Here is an 18,143-nt window from a genome sequence, read left to right as displayed (position 1 = left end):
TAACAGCTAAACAATAATTCCTGAACCAATACATTCATCATCGAGATAACATGCAGCAGTTTGACCAGGTGATATACGCATTACAGGTTCAATGAATTCTAGTTGATTAGGTTCTAGCCAAATAGCTTCGAAACTTTTACCGTGAGCACGCGGTTGAACAGTAACATTTATCGGAAATTCAATTTTACGAGTTAATGAAACTTGACGCAGCTCGTGAGAACTTGTGAACAAATGTTCTCTATCGCCAACTGTTATTTGTTTAGTATCAAAATCACGATTGAGGATATATTGCCTCTCTCCAACTAACTCGCCAACAGCATTACCAGTACCACGACGTTGACCCAGTGTAAATAGTTCCGCACCATCATGATGACCAACAACATTACCTGCGATATCTACGATTTCACCTTCATGTAAAGTTATACGATTTCGCAAGAAATCTTCTCTCCCCTTTTTCTGGATAAAACAAACGTCCATCGACTCTGCTTTAGATGCTGTGCGCATTCCGAATTCATGAGCCAGCTCACGCACTCGTGTTTTCGTCATCTCACCCACGGGAAAAAGTGTGTGTGCGAGAACATCTTGCGCAACCATTGACAAAACATAACTTTGATCTTTTGCTTCATCGATTCCGCGCAATAATTTATAAACATTTTCCGCGCTATCAAATTCAACACGAGCATGATGACCAGTAGCAACAAAATCATAGCCCATAGCCATAGCACGGTCATGAAGACCTGCAAATTTAATATGACGATTACATTCAATACATGGATTCGGTGTTAACATTTTTTCGTGAGCAGTTAGATACGGGTCAACTACATGCTCATTAAATTCTTCTCCTAGATTAAATATATAATGAGGAATATCAAGTTGCGCAGCAACGCGACGAGCATCTTCAACGTCAGCTAGAGAACAACATCCTGAATCAGTTTCACCACCCCAAAGTTTCAAAGTCACTCCTGCTAATTCATAGCCTTGTTGTTTTAAAATTAATGCTGCAACAGTTGAATCGACTCCACCGCTCATAGCCACTAATACTTTTTTCTTATTTTTCATATTAAATACTTACCGAATCCTTTTTTGAAAATGATCTTAATGTTTTTATACATTCACTAATAATATTCACAGCTTCAACAAGTTCTTCTTCTGTATTTTTCGATGATAAGGATATACGAATAGTCGACAGTGCATCTTTCTGATCCATACCCATTGATGTTAAAACCCTAGAAGGAGTTGATGCACCTGATGCACATGCTGAACCTTTAGAAACACAAATTCCTTTATCATCAAGCATGGTAACCAACATTTGTGCTTCGATATCTGAAAAACGAACAGAATTTATATGTGGTGATTTTTTTGCGCAACATGAATTAAATTCAATATTCTCTATTGACAATGAAAGCAATTTTGTGAGTATTTCATTTAGCTTATTTACAATCGATATCTCATACTCTCTGTTTACTTGAGCATATTTACTAACAAATGTTTTAGAAAATGAATCACATAAAAAAGATGGCGTTGTGCCTGGACGTAATTCCCATTCTTGTGAGCCACCAAACATTAAAGAGGAGATAGATTTACGATCTTTAATTACTAATAGGCCAATACCTTGTAAACCACCAAGTTTGTGTCCACTAAAAACAGCATAATCGCCATATTCACAGATCTGGGAGGCGTTAAAAGAATAATAGGATTGAACGGCATCTATTAAAAGGAAGGCTTCTTTTTCGTGAATAATCTTCGATGCAGATTCAATATCTTGAGCAACGCCAGTTTCATTATTGGTGGCCATCAAACATACGAGGTCGCCTTTATCGACTTGATCTAAATCATCAATATTGATTTGTCCTTGACTGTCGACTTTCAAATATATAACATTTTCTTTTTCTTCATTAACAAAATCACAAGTCTTTTTAACAGCATCATGTTCCGTCATTGAACAAAATATTTTTGCATCTTTATGTTTGCGATCAAAACCTTGTATAACTATATTTAATGCATCGCTTGCACCTGAAGTAAAAACTATATTATCTGGAGAAACACCACAAGTTTTCGCAACATTCTCGCGAGCGACTTCTAGCCCAGATTTAGCCATGCGTGAAATACTGTGAGATCCAGATACATTGCCCCAAGAATGGTCTAAATATGTTTTTGCTTGCGCGATAAGATCCTTATTGGGTTCTAAAGTTGTAGCAGCATCTAAATATATCACTACTCTATTCTAGTTTTATTAAATCAAATGAAACTAATTGCCTTTTTAGATGCTATATCCTTCGGTTTATCTCGGTATTACATCGTTAAAGCCTTGCAAGAATGCAAGGACGGACCCTGCACTTGCAAGGACGGACCCTGCATTTGCAAGGACGGACCTTGTAATCTTGTATTCTTCTTGTAATTTTTTGTCTTACAGGCCTTTCGTAGGGAAACCACCGAGATAAGAATATACCCGACCTAAAACATAACCTTTCCAATAATGGCGCAATCCACGAATAGCACTTCCAGGATCATCGGTATTTTCTATGTTACCTAGCTCATTTTCGTCAACTATTGTATAGGAGTTATAACCAAGTCGAGAAAGAACGGTATAAACACCGGCTAGTTGTTCTTTCGCGAGCTGTGCAGTTTTTTGATATGCCTTAATTGAACGAAATTGATTAATTTGTATTTCGCCATCCACTAAATCAGGAGCACCTAGCGAATAATATTTAGCCATTAACTCACTTGAACGCGCAAAGAGTTCTACCGCTGAACCCAATTGTGCATATGCAAGATTATCGCCATTACCAAAAACTTCAGCAGCATTTTGTTCAACCTCATGAGAATTAAAAATAATTTCTACACTTGGATCAACTTTGGCAAGGATATCAAAAGCACCGTCTTCATCAACCTTTGCAGAATCCATAATTTCTTGTATGATTATTGTTTTAAATGCTTCTAAATTCGAATCAGCACCTTGTTTAAAAAACTTTGCAACTGATGCAACATTAAGTTTCTTATCAATATTTAAATCATTACTTTCATCAATACCTTTTATTACATCTTTTTGGATTTCTAATCCTGCAATTCCTATAGCAAAATTAGCTGCAGCGTTTCCTAGAGCATATCCATATTCATTTTGAGTAACAATTGGATCATCATTTGAGTCGAGCACTTTTGAGAGAGTTGAATTTCCAGAATATTCGAACGATTTAACAACTGTTAAAATGGAATAAGAATCTATTAATAGTTCAGCATCATTTAATGTTTTAACACTAATGTTTGATAACTGATCATTAAAATCATCGAATTTTGAATTAACAAGTGCATCTAGATCATCGACAACTTTTAGTCCAACAGAATTTCCGCCTTCATTTAATGCATTAATGACTTTTAAACCCCAATCAACAGTTGATGCTTGTCCATAAGAATCCCTGATGTATGATAACGCAGAAGCATATTTATTTTCTTTAATATAATCTTGAGCTTTATCTTTACTAGTTTGAATACTGGCTAAAATATTGTCGAAACCATTTGTAGATAATATCTGTTCATTTGCTGGAATACTAAAACTTGTTTGGAGTTTTGTAATTTTGTCATCATACTTATTTACAACTTCTTTCAAATGATTACTCTGAGGCTTATTTAATTTTATTTTTGATAAACCTTTAAATTTTGGCAATATTTTTCCAGTGAACTCTTTATATGCTTCATATATATTGGTTACTTCAATAACTTCTAGTCCCATATCAGACCCTAATTTTTTTAAATTAACAATATCGCCGTTTTCATCTGCTTCTTTTAATTGCCCTGAAGGAATTAGTACTTTTGATTTTCCGGATTTTTTCGCACCAGATAGTTTGTATTCAATACCTCCAACTGGCCCAACTGTTCCATCAGGATTAATTGTTCCTGTCATTGTTACATCGCTATCAATTTTATCTCCCCTAATCAATGAGATTGCACCAACCGTCATTAATGCTCCAGCACTTGGTCCATCAATGAACCCTGTTGTACTAACTTGAAATTGTCTTTTGTCTAGCGATGCACCTGTTATTAGAGTTGATACTGTCATTGCGTTCCATGCAGAAGCTATCCATTGATCTCCTGATCCTTTTACTTCATCATTTGATATTGCAACAGTTATGTTTTTTGATTTTGTCTCGCGCAATTCAATTGCCATTTCGCTAGATCCACCACTTGGGCCATCTGCTCCATCTGTATAAAATAATGGTTCTAATGTCACTGTTCCGCCAACAGTTTTCGTCGGGGTTTGATCAGATTTTTTTACCGAGCTACTTGGTGTACATGCACCTAAAATTAAGGATATTGAAATTAGTGTGATAAATAAGGATTTAGATAGATTTTTCATTTCCCCAGATTAATACACAAAAAGTGAATTTTCTGCATTAATGTGTCATTCACACAATAATTGTCACACCCTCATGGTTTAATAGAACTATGAATAAGCAATTACAACTCCTAGAGCAAAATAGCATTAAAAGAGATGCAGACACCAAAGTCAAGTCAACAACTAAGAAGCCTAATTCTAGGCGAAAAACAAAACTAGCAAGTGTTGAAAAGCCATGGAAATTAAGTGAGTCCGAAAGAAATCAAGGGTTAGCTGGTATTGCAATGATTAAACAAATATTGGCAAGTATGCCTAATAATTTCGACTTAGTATTTGAAAGTGATTACGCAAAAGCAAGCTAGTTATAGATTATGCGTATAAAGCGAATAGATTTTCATATTGCGAAATTATTGTAATATTTCAAATATCACTCTTGCTCAAAAACATTGAATCTATCAAGGAGTTAGTTTAAATGCCGATAATATAATGTGAGAGATAATTCGACTGGTCCGCCACTGTCAAGTATTCAATATACTTTTTTTGGAAAAATCAGACAGTCATGGATCACGCCTATTTTCGCATTGTTAATAATTCTTTCGATCACATTTGGAGTGTACTTTTCACAGTTAGCAACAGCAAACGAACAAAATGATAAGGCATCAGCATTTGCTAAATCGGATGCCGAAAAATCAATATCAGATTACATGGCTAAGATTACCGCACTAGCTAGTGGCTCAAGCAATATTTTTAGATCGAATTTTGATACAAGTTCAGAATTGCTTGAACAATATGTTCAAAATTCCCAGGTAACAACTAGATATAAAGGTATTTACGAAATGGGTTTCGCGGTCCCTAATGTGATTGGAAATCCGACTATAGAGACTATAGCGCCTAAAAGCATAACTGAAAGTTCGGGGTTCACCGTTGATTCTCTCACTGGTATTCCCTTGAGTGCAATAGTCGATAGCAATGACGAATTTAATGAAGCAAGAGACAGCGGTGAGAATCAAATTACAAATATATTTATCTCTCAAGCATTAACAAATTCAAATACCAAAAAACATGCTTTACTTCTTATACCTGTATTTAAGGCTGGAACTGTCTCAAGAACTGTCTCTGAACGAAGAGCAAACTTTATAGGAACAATATTTGTACCAATAGATATAAGTTCATTTTTAGAAGGTGCAAAGGATGAAGCAAATACGTTTGACTATTTTGGAATAACTATTGGTGATGACGAGACAATATCTGGAACAACAATTATCAACAGTAAAAGAACAATTACAGATTTGAGAAAACAAAATATAAGATTATTAAACAAAACAATGGTCTTAGATTATAACGATTATTCTATAAAAAAACGCGCATCGAATATTGGCCGTCAAACAACACTATATTCAGGTATTGGTTTGGCCATCATGATCTATCTAGTCTTAATGATCATGCAACTCGGCGAAAAACGAGCGAATCTCGCATCACTAAATGCAGAAAGAGAAATATATCAAAGTGAAGCTAGATTCTCAGCGTTAATAAAACAATCGAGTGATATTACATTAGTAATCGATAGTAATGGTTTAGTAATATTTGCTTCGCCTTCATTAAAAAATAATCTTGGCTATAGTACAGCGGACTTAATAGGAAGACCATTCTTAAAATTCTTAAGTTTAAAAAATACAAAACTACAAGCTATCTCCGTTTTAAAGAAATTGAATAAGGGCATAGTACCAGAACCATTTGAAACAAAAGTAGTAACAAAAAATGGTGTCGAATGCACATTCGAATGCGTTATAAACGATTTAAGAAATGATCCTGCAGTTGGAGGTATTGTATGTAACAGTCGTGATATCTCTGAAAGAAAGACCTCCGAATTAGAAGTCAAAAAGGCTATGGCGCTTTATGAAAATGCGCTTTCTAATGCACCAATTGGCGTTGCGTTGGTACATAAAAATGGTCAATGCTTTTGGACGAATGATGCTTTGACGGAATTTCTTGGTATTGATAATTCAGAGATCATTAAAAAAGAGTTAAAAGATAATATTTTAAAAGATGATCGAACACTATTTATAAAACTCTGGTCAAAACTAGATTCTGTTAAAGAAAATAAAGTTGTTGAAGAAATGAGATTTGAACATCCAGATGGTGTTGCTAGATGGGGGCTAATTTCAGCCCAGCCAGTTTTCGACGAAAAAGTTTTCCAATACTATGTTATTCAAATAGAGGACACAACAGAGCGTAGACGAATTGCAGAGCGACTTGAATACCAAGCAATACATGACCCTTTGACGGGTATGCCCAATAGATTATTACTGGTTGATCGTTTATCACTTGCAATAGAAAAATCAAAAAGAACTGGTTTAAGTCTTGCGGTACTTTTTATTGACCTTGATAGATTTAAAATTATTAATGACTCATTAGGACATGCTGCTGGTGATCAATTACTTATGACAGTAGCAGATAGAATAAAAGATTCAGTTAGACCCAACGATACCACTGCAAGATTTGGTGGAGATGAATTCGTAATTTTATGTGAAGATATTTCTAGTGACGAGCAGACCAACGAGATATCAAATCGACTTCTAGAAAATATCCAAATGCCGATTATGTTAGATGAAGGTGAAGTATATGTGACTGCAAGTATAGGTATAGCAAGATCTACTGGCGTAATAGATACGTCTGAAACTATATTGCGTGATGCAGACTTAGCAATGTATCGGGCTAAAGAAGGTGGTAGAAACCGTGTCGAAGAATTCGATGAGACTACCCATGTACGCGCTGTTGCCGATCTACAAACAGGTAATGGAATGTTTAGAGCATTAGCAAAGCAAGAATTTCATACCCATTATCAACCATCGGTTGATATTAGAACTGGAAAGCTATCTGGCTTTGAAGCACTTGTCTACTGGGAGCATCCGACACAAGGCCATATCTCGCCAAAAGAATTTATTTCACTTGCAGAACAAACTGGAATTATTGTCCCAATCGGTATGAGAGTTTTTGAAACAGCATGTGAACAGTTAAAGCAATGGCACTCTTTAAGTGAAGAATCCAAAGTATTAACAATGAGTATAAATCTCTCCCCAAGACAATTATCTGAGCCATCTCTATATGGTGAGGTACTTCGTATTATAGAAAGAACTGGTGTAGATGCCGATAAAATTTGGTTTGAAATAACTGAAACTGCACTTATGACTGACGTGGAATCAACCATTATCATGCTAGATAAATTGAAAACTATAGGTATTCATTTTGCTGTAGATGACTTCGGAACTGGCTATTCTTCCTTATCGTACTTAAAGAAGTTTCCAGTTGAAGCATTAAAAGTTGATCAAAGTTTTGTCGAAGGTTTAGGCACAGATACAGAAGATACAGCCATCGTTTCAGCTGTTATATCACTGGCACATTCTTTAGGTCTAAAAGCCATAGCCGAAGGTGTAGAACAGCCACATCACTTGGCTGAACTAAAAACTTTGGGTTGCGAATATGCCCAAGGATACTTATATTCAAAAGCAAAATCAGCAGATAATTGGGATTCTTATGTTATATCTAAGGGTATTTTTGAATTTTCTAGCGAGAAGATATAATTTAAAAAATATTTGAACATGCGCATTATTGTGTAGTATTGTTCTATCATGTTATAACAAGGAGGAAACATGACATCAATAATATTCATTCCAATACAGCCCGTAAATAATTCAACATCATCATTCTTAGCAAACGATCCATATATCAATACGTTCTGGTTACCCATACTTGGGCCAACAGCAACATTATTACTAAATTCATTACTGACTAGAGCTTTATGCGAAACAGAGCCATGGGAACAAGAAGTAAACGATCTATCTAAATCAATAGGTGTAGGAAATAGAGAAGGAAACTCTAGTCCTATAGTTAAGAATTTAAAAAGATTATGTTATTTCGGGTTAATTTCGAAATATCAGGATAAATATTATGTTCCTACGAATATCCCTAACATCGAGCAGAACAATCTAAGAAAGCTCAATATATCCCTACAAAGTGAACATAGTTTGTGGATTAACAACTTAAATAGCGACCCTATGACTACCCAAAGACAAAAAGCCCTATTTATTTGTGCAAACTTCAAATTAAAATCAACTAAAACAAATAAAATATTTACTGCATTGTCAAGAAGTGGCCTTCATCCAAGTATTATAGGTGAAACAATATTAAGTTATCAGAAAATTCAAACGCAACATGAGCCAAATTATGTCGTCGATTGAAATTTACATTAGGAAAATTCAATGAAATCAAAAGATCTAATATCTCAAATTAAATCAGAGATAACAGAAATAGAAATAGATGCCGTAAATTCTGAATCAGTTACATTTCTTGATGTTAGAGAGCCAGTAGAAATTGAAGGCGGAATAATAGCTAATTCTATTCATATCCCTCGAGGTACACTTGAGACTAACATAGAAAATAAAATTCCAAACCAAGATGAGAATATTATTATTTATTGTGCCTCTGGAATTCGCTCTGCTTTTGCAGCAAAAACACTTATGGATTTGGGTTACAAAAACGTAAAATCATTAATCGGTGGATTCAATGGATGGAAAGATAAAGGGAATGACTTTGAAATTCCAAAACTTCTAAGCTCAAGTCAGATGTCAAGATATGCAAGACATCTATTGTTACCAGAAGTGGGCGAAGTCGGACAACAAAAACTTATAGATGCAAAAGTATTATTACTTGGCGCTGGTGGCTTGGGCTCGCCTGCTGGTATGTATTTAGCAGCTTCTGGAGTTGGCAATATTGGAATTATAGATATGGATGTTGTTGATGCTTCTAATCTACAACGCCAGATAATACATTCAATTGCAACTATGGGAATGGACAAAACTGAGTCTGCGAAAATGCGAATACTTGGTTTGAATCCTGATTGCAAAGTTACAACATACAACACAAGATTAAATGCAGAAAATGTTATTGATATAGTTTCGCAATATGACATTGTTCTAGATGGTACAGATAATTTTCCTACAAGATTTTTACTAAATGATGCATCTGTTTTATTAAATGTACCTGTAGTGCACGGTTCAATTTTTAGATTCGAAGGTCAGGTGAGTGTTTTTGATCCAGCGCATGGCCCTTGTTATCGCTGTTTTTTGCCAGAGCCTCCCCCACCAGAATTAGCGCCAAGTTGCGCTGAAGCTGGAGTACTTGGAGTATTACCAGGCATTGTTGGTTCACTTCAGGCTCTTGAAACAATAAAATATATTTTGGGTATTGGCGATTCATTAGTTGGAAGATTGCTATCTTTTGATTCACTCGAAATGACATTTAAGAACTTCAAAATTAGAAAAAATGACGAATGTAAAATTTGTGGCAACGATGTCAAAGAAATAGTAATTAAAGAATACGATCAATACTGTAGGGTTTAGTTACTATTTCTTTGCTTTTACAATAATTGTTCCGTATTGACCAAATTTTGGTCCTCCATGAAAATGACAATGATAGCCATATTCACCTTCTTTGGTAAATAGCGCAACATAGATATTCTTCGATTTAAGTACTTCACTATTTAGAATGTTCGTTTTAACTTTATCGTCTTTAACATCATGTAAAGAGAAACCTTCATTTGTGAATATAACAATAGTGTTAGGTTCAATCGTTAAAGATTTAGGAGAGAAGTAATTATCTCCAATAGTTATCTTTTTCTCTTTATATAATTTTGTTGCACGTAATTTACTTAGTTTTGCTTTTGCCGCACTTTGATCAGATGATTTCGTTGTTGAACAGGAAGAAAAAATAATACCAATACTGAGCAATAAGAATATTATTAAAATTAGTCTTGATATATATTTTGTTTTAAACATTCAGAGTATTTTATCTAATTTTAAAATGTTTCAACTAACTCAACAAGAGTTCTGATACCAAAACCAGTACCACCCTCTGTGTTTTCACCATCATTAGCTCTAATAAATGCAGGTCCAGCAATATCTAGATGAACCCATGGTATATCACCAACAAATTCTTGTAGAAATAGACCAGCAGTCAATGAGCTTCCATAGCGTTCACCAGTATTAATCACATTGGCTACAGGGGTATCAATTGCCTTTCGGTAATCTTTTGGAAGTGGCATTGGCCACATTCTTTCGCCAACTCGTTCAGAAGCTTCGATAACTTTCGTACGTAATTTATCGTTATTAGACATAGCTCCAGCAATTTTTTCCCCTAATGCAATAACAATTGCACCAGTTAACGTTGCTAAATCAATTATTGCATCTGGTTTATTTTCAGAAGCAGAGATGAGCCCATCCGCAAGAATCAATCTTCCTTCTGCATCAGTATTACCAATTTCTACAGTAACGCCATTTCGATATTTAAGAATGTCACACACACGGTATGCATTACCACCAGGCATATTTTCAACTATAGGTATATATGCTTCAACATTAACTTTTGGTTTAATACCACTGATCGCTTTCATAGCTCCTACAACAGCTGCACTACCACCCATGTCGCATTTCATTGTGCCCATACCATCGCCAACTTTTATAGACAAACCACCTGAATCAAAAATTACACCTTTACCAACTAGAGCAACGGTCTTTTTTGCACCTGGTGATTTATATGTTAAATGTACAAATGCTGGTTTATTTGCTGATCCTTGACCGACTGCTACAACTCCGACCATTTTCTTTCTTTTCAAGCTGGCTTCATCAAGAATTTCAACTTTGACTGTTGTGCCTTTGAACAATGCGGCAATTTCGTTCGCATAAACTTTTGGTGCTTGATCATTTGGAGGTGTATTAACAGCATCTCGTGCCCATAAGACAGCATTAGAGATTTTTGCAACCTTTTGAAGCGTCTTTATTGTTGAAGCTTTTGTTACGTCAGAAATAACAACAGATTTAACTTTAGCTTCGTTAGAAGATTTGTATTTCGAATATCCATAAAGACCTAAGCAAAAACCTTCATAAATTGCTCTCGCGCTAATGTCTGAATCAAGTACCGTAGTTGTTGTTGTACCTAAATCTACAACAACAGTCCCAAAGCTAGATGCTTCACGAGCTGCAGATGCACATGCTCTGCGTAAAGTATCTAAAGTCAATTCTTTTGCTGAGCCTAAACCTACAACCATTAAAACATTTGAGTGGCTTTGTGTTAACAATGTATTGCCAAGTGTTGGTTTAAAATTTAATCGCTTTAAATTATCTTTGTATTTAGCACCAAGGTGTTCAATAATTGAATCATTTGATCCAGAACCATCAAAAATACCTACAACAGTAATATCAGCTTTTATAGCTTTGCTTTTCTTATTTGACCAAGTTACTTTAACCATTACATTCCTTTTTATATTTTTCTTATACTATTCATTCTATACGCATTTAAGAGCCATTATGCTTAATTGAAGACATAAACAATCTCTAGCGACAGTCTGATATTAGGTTCGGCTCGTCCGAAATGGCGCGAAACCTTTTATGGATTCAATTAGGTATAATGAATCCATTTTAAGAAAATATCGAACGCGGTATTAACTCAACACCTGCGACCATAAGAATAACTAAATACAACAACCCAGTAGTAGCCATAACTGCACTATAACTCTTCTCACTTAATGCTTTTCTCGCCATTAATAAGATAACTAAAGAGGTAATGCTAGAGCCCAACCACATATTTGCCAGCATACCATTCCATCCATCATTGATATCCCCACTAAAAACTTGCAGCATTGAAGGTTTTATTAACCATCCAAGTGTGACTATCAAAAGTACAAATATCAAAAAATTACAAATCTTTTTTATTGGCATACGATTTAAACCAGGTTGAACTAGATACCAATGGCCTAATAACATTGCGTTTAGAGAACCGCCTAACAATAATGCTCCAATTAAGATTCTAAATATTTCTAATATTTCATTTCTTATATTTTTCACATTATGAACTTCTAATATTAAGGCCAAAATTAATAAGAAAGATATAAAAATAGAAAATACCAATTGTAATTGCATATTATTTATTTTTAATAAAATAAATTCTTTATATAAAGCAAGCAGAAATAACAAACTGATCAATACAACCAAAATTGAAAATATTATTACAACATTGATTGAAGTTGCGAGTATGGCCAATATCACAAAACCTATCAATATTGAATGCATTAATAAAAAGAAGCCTTTTCCTAAAGTCTTCATCGTCGAAATATATATAAGCGATATAATTATGCCTAAGGCAAAACTGAGAACAACTGAAGATACTGTAAAGACCACGTGAAAAAGTATAGTTTTAGTATTAAGAAGATTGCTTATCCAAAATTGAACTAACACCATTGTCGTCAGTATTGTCAGTATTTGTTACCTTAGATTTAACACCTAGCGGCAATTGCCATACAAAATTGGGGCTAACATCAACTAACGCTTCGATTTCTTGTGGTTTTGAGAACACATAACCTTGTACAAAATCACAACCAGCATTAATGATTTTTTGTAATGCTTCAGGTGTCTCGACACCAGTGGCAACAACCTTTGTATCAGATGCTTTAGCTAACTGAATGACTGCTGGGATTATAGAAGTTGAAGGATTAGTAATAAAATCATTTATTAGATTTCTACCAAGCTTTATCACATCGTAATCATATTTTTTCAATGCTTGAAGAGAAGCTTCTTCAGCACCAAAATCGTCCAAACCTACAGGGATCCCCAAATCTCTTAACTGATTTAGGAAAGGATATAAAAGACCACTGTCTACTTTAAATACGCTTTCTTCTATTTCTACACCAATCATGTCAGCTTTAGCGGAAGAATTTTTCAAGACATCTAATACGTGCTTGTAGAAATCACCTTGTAGTAAATGTCTTACAGAAAGGTTCACCCAAACTCGACAAGGAACTCCGGTAATTTCAGATATTTCTAATGCATTTGTAAATGCTTTATCAACCATCCAACTGTCGATTCTTATAATTTCACCAGTAACCTTTGCAGCATCTAGAAATTGATCAGGACCTAAGACACCAAAATTAGGATTATTCCACCTGCATAATGCTTCATAGCCTGCAGTCTCGCCGGTTTTAACATTAACTATAGGTTGTAATACATCAATGATTTCTCCACGTTCAGTTGCATGCAATATTGAGGTTTCAACTTCGTGTTTACCTTCCACAATGGATTTTAATTTATTATCAAATACTCGTATTCGATTATGTATATCTTGTTTAGCTGCATACATAGCAGAATCAGCGAAACGAATTATAGAATCAGGATCTATTCCAACTTCGAGAGTTGAAATAGCTATACCAATACTTGCACTTACACATACTGGCCCAGAATCTAACACTACAGGGAATCTAACTACTTCAAGCAAACGTTCTGCAATGCGTATAGCCTGAATTTCTTGGTCAACGCTATCGAGCACAACAATAAATTCATCGCCACCAAGTCTTGCCAAAATATCATTTCCGCGAATTTCATTGGACAATCTCTGCGACACTGAAATCAAAAATCTGTCACCGGCTTGATGCCCGAGTGTATCGTTTATTGCTTTGAATCCATCTAAATCTAAAAATAGTACAGCTATACGATCATTATTTTTATTACGTGGTGAATTGGTAATATTCGAAATCCTATTATTCATCCAATTTTCAAGAAACAATCTATTAGGTAATCCCGTTAAAGTGTCATGCGTAATTTGATGACCTAAAGATGTTTCATTTGATTTTTTGCTTTTTTGCATAAATAGTATAAGGATTAAAAGAATAATAGCAATCTCAGCATTAAGTACAAAGAGAGTATATTTCCTTGCCTTTGCTTCAGGGCTAACACTTTCTATAAATGATTTACTTGCAGTTGCTTTAAAGTCTAATTTTCTCCCACCAACATCTATAGAATAATTTGTCGAATAATTTGATGGATTGTCGATCTTTATTTCACTCTTTAATTGTGGATCGTTATGATCAGTTATTTCTAATGAAAAGTCTCTTCCCAAGGGAGTATCAAAAAGCAGACTCGAATCAATAAAAGAAAGAATCCATCCAGTATTTGGTGATGATTTCATAGAATCTAGATGTATTGGTGCTCCACCCTTAACAGGGTAAATTAGTGCAAAACCTGTAGTTGGTTTTGAATCGATAACGTATTTAAGAGGTGGTGATGCTCCAGCACTATTTGAATTAATACTATACTGAAAACCTTCTTTTCCTCCTGGTATAAGATTTGCATCTAAACCTGTCGGTACTTGCTCATCATCTGCTGGAATCACATAATATAAAATTGCTTTTTCTGTACCATCTAATGTTATTGGACTTTTTAATGGGCTGCCAATCTCTGCCGATTTGTCATTTACTTCTTGAGCATCATTGCTGCCCACTTTGAGTACATAAACTAATCCTTTAATACCAGGGTATGAATTTCCAAGGTTTAATCCGTTTGTAAAGGCGGTAAATTGATCTTTAGTGACGGTATCGCTTGAGTTAAAAAGAGTTGCCATTGTAGAAATAACTGTTTCATATCTATAAATTTCACGCTTTGCATCTATTGCCATCTGATCTGATCTTTGATCTAAAGCTTTGCGTATTGTTATTTCTTCATCTGAGGTAATATAGTTATGGGTGAAAATACCAGAAAGAGTTACGAAAACCATAATAAATATAAGTATTACAACCTTCTTAATTATTTTCATATTTACTCTAAATAGTCTCTTCACTTAATATTTATCGACATTTAAAGTATATTATTAAGATAGTATTCAAAAAAAAGCTATATTTATGTCCGAAATCAGTGCGTTAACCCGTTTTATCGCTAGTTAAGATTTAATCTTTTCAGTTAAATTATCCACAGCCTCTGCTGCATGATAGCTACTTCTTACAAGTGGCCCTGATTCTACGTGAGGAATTCCTATACTTTCCCCGTACCTTTTGAACTCATCAAATTCTGCTGGCGTAACAAATCTGTCAACTGGGAGATGTGTGGGTGTAGGTTGTAAATATTGCCCAATTGTTACTATATCGATGTTTGCATTTTTCAGATCACGCAATGTTTGTAATATTTCAGTATTCGTTTCACCCATGCCCACAATAATTCCGCTTTTAGTTTTCAAACCTTGTTCTTTAGCTCGTGTTAAAACTCCAAGCGAACGTGCATAGTTCGCGCTTGGTCGCACTGCTCTTTGTATACGAATTGGTGTTTCAATATTATGATTCAAAATATCTGGTCGTGAGTTAAATATTTTATCTAGTGAATTTTCATGACCACGATTATCAGAAATCAGTAATTCAATTTGTGTACCAGGTGAAGCTTTTCTAACCTCATTTACAGTATTGACAAATTGCGTTGAACCATCATCTTCTAAATCATCTCTAGCAACACATGTTATTACTGCATGTTTTATACCTAAAGTCTTTATAGCTATTGCAACATTTTTTGGTTCATTAGTATCAGGTGGAGCTGGTTTATTTGTACCTACTAAACAAAAAGAACAAGCACGTGTACAATTTTCTCCAAGAATCATATATGTTGCTGTTTTAGATTCCCAACATTCATAAATATTAGGACAACCAGCTTCTTCGCAAACACTGACTAGGTTCAGATCTTTTGAGAGTTCTTTTAATTCTTTAAAACCTTCAGTTTGTTTAATAGTGTTCTTCATCCAGTCGGGTCGTTTTCTACGATCCTTCTCCAAATCTACCCGCACACCAGCCTTCGACAACCTTCCTAATAATCTCAGTGAAGGTTGAATAGCACTTACGCTTTCGACCGAAAAACGAGACAAGTCACCTTGATCGGGTGTTGATGAAGATGCTACAGGTTCAAATGCGAGTGCACTTCGCGAAGCGGGGAACGAGCGTTTAGAAGCTGTGGTCTCTTCGTCTTCTGAATCAGTGTTATATTCTTTTTCGTCGAAAGAATGCGAAGCGATATCGATTTCGTTGTAGTTAAATTCGTTGAGAAATGTTTTTGTGACGGTATCAATCACTTGATCAAATGTTATGTTTGTATGACCGAGCTCATGTAGTGATGTGACACCAAATTGTTCAATTCCACAAGGAATTATTTTGTCAAAGTAACTAAGATCGGTAGAAACATTGAGTGCAAAACCATGTTTGGTTCGTCCTCTGGAAACTTTAGAACCAATGGCAGCTATCTTCTTATAACGATCGTTGTATTTATACTCTGGACCAAGATCTATCCATACGCCTGTATATTTTTCGAAACGAATTGCTTGGATACCAAGTATTTTTAAGGCTTCTATTATTACTTCTTCTAAAGATCGTAAAAAAGCAATTGTGTTTCTTAAATCGCCACGAGTCTCGCCTAATGTGATAATTGGGTAGCCAATTAATTGTCCTGGACCATGAAAAGTTACATCTCCCCCACGATCAATATCAACAACTTTGATTCCACTATTTTTTACATCGAGCAGATTTTCTTCTTGTATACCAGAGCCACAAGTAAAGATAGGATTATGTTCAAGCAAAAGTAGATAATCATCATCGTTAGAATGAAATGCATTTTGTATAGATAAAGCTTCATGGAAATCAACAACACCTAGTGATCTCACATAAAGTTTATCTTTTAACATAGCACTCTATTCAGAATTATACTTCTGCAACCCAATCGCGTGTTTGTAGAATTTCACGAACACGAGCAAGGAATGCAGCTGCATATCCACCATCGAATGCACGATGGTCCCAACCGAGTGTCAAAATACCAACGTGGTGAATAGCAATTAGATCTGCACCAGTTGAATCTTGCACAACTACTGGTTTTTTAGCAATACCATCTGTTGCTAATATCGCAACCTGAGGCTGGTTGATAATAGGCATAGTCATGAATGTTCCGAGTGGTCCTGGGTTTGAAATGGTAAATGTAGAACCAATTACTTCGTCGGGACGAAGTTGTTTGCTTTTTGCACGAACAGCTAAGTCACGAATTTCTTGAGCAATCAATCTTAATTTTTTGCCTTGGGCATTTCTAACAGCTGGAACTAATAAACCTTTGAAATCAAGATCGACTGCGATACCAACATGGAAATCTGGATGTACAACCAAATTATCTCCATCTACTGAAGCATTTACATTTGGAAAATCTGGCAATGCTTCACTTAATGCGCGAACAATAAATGGTAAGTAAGTAAGAGAGAAGCCTTCTTTTTCTTTAAAAGCTTTACCTTCAGCTTTTCTAGCGTTGGCAACGTTTTCAAAATCTACTTCAACAGAAGTATAAACGTGTGCGCTAATTGCTTTTGAACGGATCATGTGTTCAGCAGTACGTCTACGCAAGTTATCAAATGGGATGACTATATCTTGGCCTGCTGGACCTTGTGGTGCTTGTGTAGCTGGTGCTTGAGCAGGAGCAGCCGGTGTCTGTGCTTGAGGAGCAGGAGTCTGTGCCTGTGCCGGAGCTTCTGGTGCTGGAGCTGGTGTTGAACTCTTTTGCGCTATAGCTTTTTCAACGTCTTCTTTTGTTATACGTCCACCAACGCCTGTACCGGCAATAGAATTAACGTTAATTGAGTTATCGTTCGCCATTTTTCGCACGATAGGCGAAAGTAAAATACCTTGAGTATTAGAACCATCTGTTTCGCTCAAAGTTACTGGAGCAGGTGCAGATGCCTGTGCTGGTTCGGGGGCTGGAGCCTGTACGGGTGGTGCAAAAGATGATGGTGCCTGTTCGCTAACAGGTGCTGGAGCTGGAGCTGCTTGTTCAGTAGGTGCAGGTGCTTGTGCTGGTACCTCAGCTGGAGCTGGTGTTTCAGCAACAGGTGCTGAGCCTGCGTCAGAAATTCTTGCAAGCACATCGCCTACTTGAGCAAGGTCGCCTTCGTTAACAACTATCTCGCTAAGTACGCCAGCACTTGG

The 18,143-nt window shown here is 35.6% G+C and carries 13 protein-coding genes; 4 read left to right on the top strand and 9 right to left on the bottom strand.

Features of this window, described 5'->3' with window-relative positions:
• Positions 1 to 6 precede the first annotated feature (6 nt).
• The 3 genes from mnmA to KBF89_04375 all read right to left on the bottom strand — a co-directional run bounded on the left by mnmA (position 7) and on the right by KBF89_04375 (position 4,351).
• A complete protein-coding gene (mnmA, locus tag KBF89_04385) occupies positions 7 to 1,059 on the bottom strand; it encodes a tRNA 2-thiouridine(34) synthase MnmA (GenBank protein MBP9115561.1) in 1,053 nt (350 codons plus the stop codon).
• Position 1,060: 1 nt separating this feature from the next.
• Complete coding sequence (locus tag KBF89_04380; protein ID MBP9115560.1) at positions 1,061 to 2,215, bottom strand: aminotransferase class V-fold PLP-dependent enzyme; 1,155 nt, start codon at positions 2,213 to 2,215, stop codon at positions 1,061 to 1,063.
• A 192-nt stretch (positions 2,216 to 2,407) separates the two neighbouring features.
• Positions 2,408 to 4,351 carry a hypothetical protein gene (locus KBF89_04375; GenBank protein ID MBP9115559.1) on the bottom strand — a complete coding sequence of 648 codons (1,944 nt, stop codon included), beginning with the start codon at positions 4,349 to 4,351 and terminating at the stop codon, positions 2,408 to 2,410.
• Between the two features lie 89 nt (positions 4,352 to 4,440).
• Between KBF89_04375 and KBF89_04370 the strand changes: the two genes are divergently transcribed.
• The 4 genes from KBF89_04370 (at position 4,441) to moeB (ending at position 9,729) form a co-directional block, all read left to right on the top strand.
• On the top strand, positions 4,441 to 4,692 hold the full coding sequence (locus KBF89_04370) for a hypothetical protein (protein ID MBP9115558.1): 252 nt from the start codon (positions 4,441 to 4,443) through the stop codon (positions 4,690 to 4,692).
• 126 nt (positions 4,693 to 4,818) lie between these two features.
• Positions 4,819 to 7,911, top strand: coding sequence for an EAL domain-containing protein (locus tag KBF89_04365; GenBank protein ID MBP9115557.1), 3,093 nt, complete (start codon positions 4,819 to 4,821; stop codon positions 7,909 to 7,911).
• Between the two features lie 69 nt (positions 7,912 to 7,980).
• Positions 7,981 to 8,568, top strand: coding sequence for a hypothetical protein (locus KBF89_04360; protein MBP9115556.1), 588 nt, complete (start codon positions 7,981 to 7,983; stop codon positions 8,566 to 8,568).
• 21 nt (positions 8,569 to 8,589) lie between these two features.
• Positions 8,590 to 9,729 (top strand): molybdopterin-synthase adenylyltransferase MoeB, encoded by a 1,140-nt coding sequence (moeB, locus tag KBF89_04355; protein MBP9115555.1) that lies wholly within the window; start codon positions 8,590 to 8,592, stop codon positions 9,727 to 9,729.
• Between the two features lie 3 nt (positions 9,730 to 9,732).
• Here moeB and KBF89_04350 read toward each other — a convergent pair whose 3' ends face one another.
• From KBF89_04350 to KBF89_04325, 6 genes are all read right to left on the bottom strand, one after another.
• Positions 9,733 to 10,164, bottom strand: coding sequence for a cupredoxin domain-containing protein (locus KBF89_04350; protein ID MBP9115554.1), 432 nt, complete (start codon positions 10,162 to 10,164; stop codon positions 9,733 to 9,735).
• 20 nt (positions 10,165 to 10,184) lie between these two features.
• Positions 10,185 to 11,633 carry a leucyl aminopeptidase gene (locus KBF89_04345; protein ID MBP9115553.1) on the bottom strand — a complete coding sequence of 483 codons (1,449 nt, stop codon included), beginning with the start codon at positions 11,631 to 11,633 and terminating at the stop codon, positions 10,185 to 10,187.
• Between the two features lie 169 nt (positions 11,634 to 11,802).
• On the bottom strand, positions 11,803 to 12,486 hold the full coding sequence (locus KBF89_04340; GenBank protein ID MBP9115552.1) for a hypothetical protein: 684 nt from the start codon (positions 12,484 to 12,486) through the stop codon (positions 11,803 to 11,805).
• Positions 12,487 to 12,583: 97 nt separating this feature from the next.
• Positions 12,584 to 14,965 (bottom strand): EAL domain-containing protein, encoded by a 2,382-nt coding sequence (locus KBF89_04335; protein ID MBP9115551.1) that lies wholly within the window; start codon positions 14,963 to 14,965, stop codon positions 12,584 to 12,586.
• A 123-nt stretch (positions 14,966 to 15,088) separates the two neighbouring features.
• Positions 15,089 to 16,864: a lipoyl synthase gene (gene lipA / locus KBF89_04330; GenBank protein ID MBP9115550.1), complete on the bottom strand. Its 1,776-nt coding sequence runs from the start codon at positions 16,862 to 16,864 to the stop codon at positions 15,089 to 15,091.
• 16 nt (positions 16,865 to 16,880) lie between these two features.
• Positions 16,881 to 18,143, bottom strand: a 1,263-nt coding sequence (locus KBF89_04325) for a 2-oxo acid dehydrogenase subunit E2 (GenBank protein MBP9115549.1), incomplete at its 5' end; no start/stop codon positions are given.

This window comes from Acidimicrobiia bacterium, from assembly GCA_018057765.1.
Classification (GTDB): domain Bacteria; phylum Actinomycetota; class Acidimicrobiia; order IMCC26256; family JAGPDB01; genus JAGPDB01.
The sequence above is the reverse complement of the archived record's forward strand: the minus strand, read 5'-3'. Positions and strand labels throughout refer to the sequence as shown.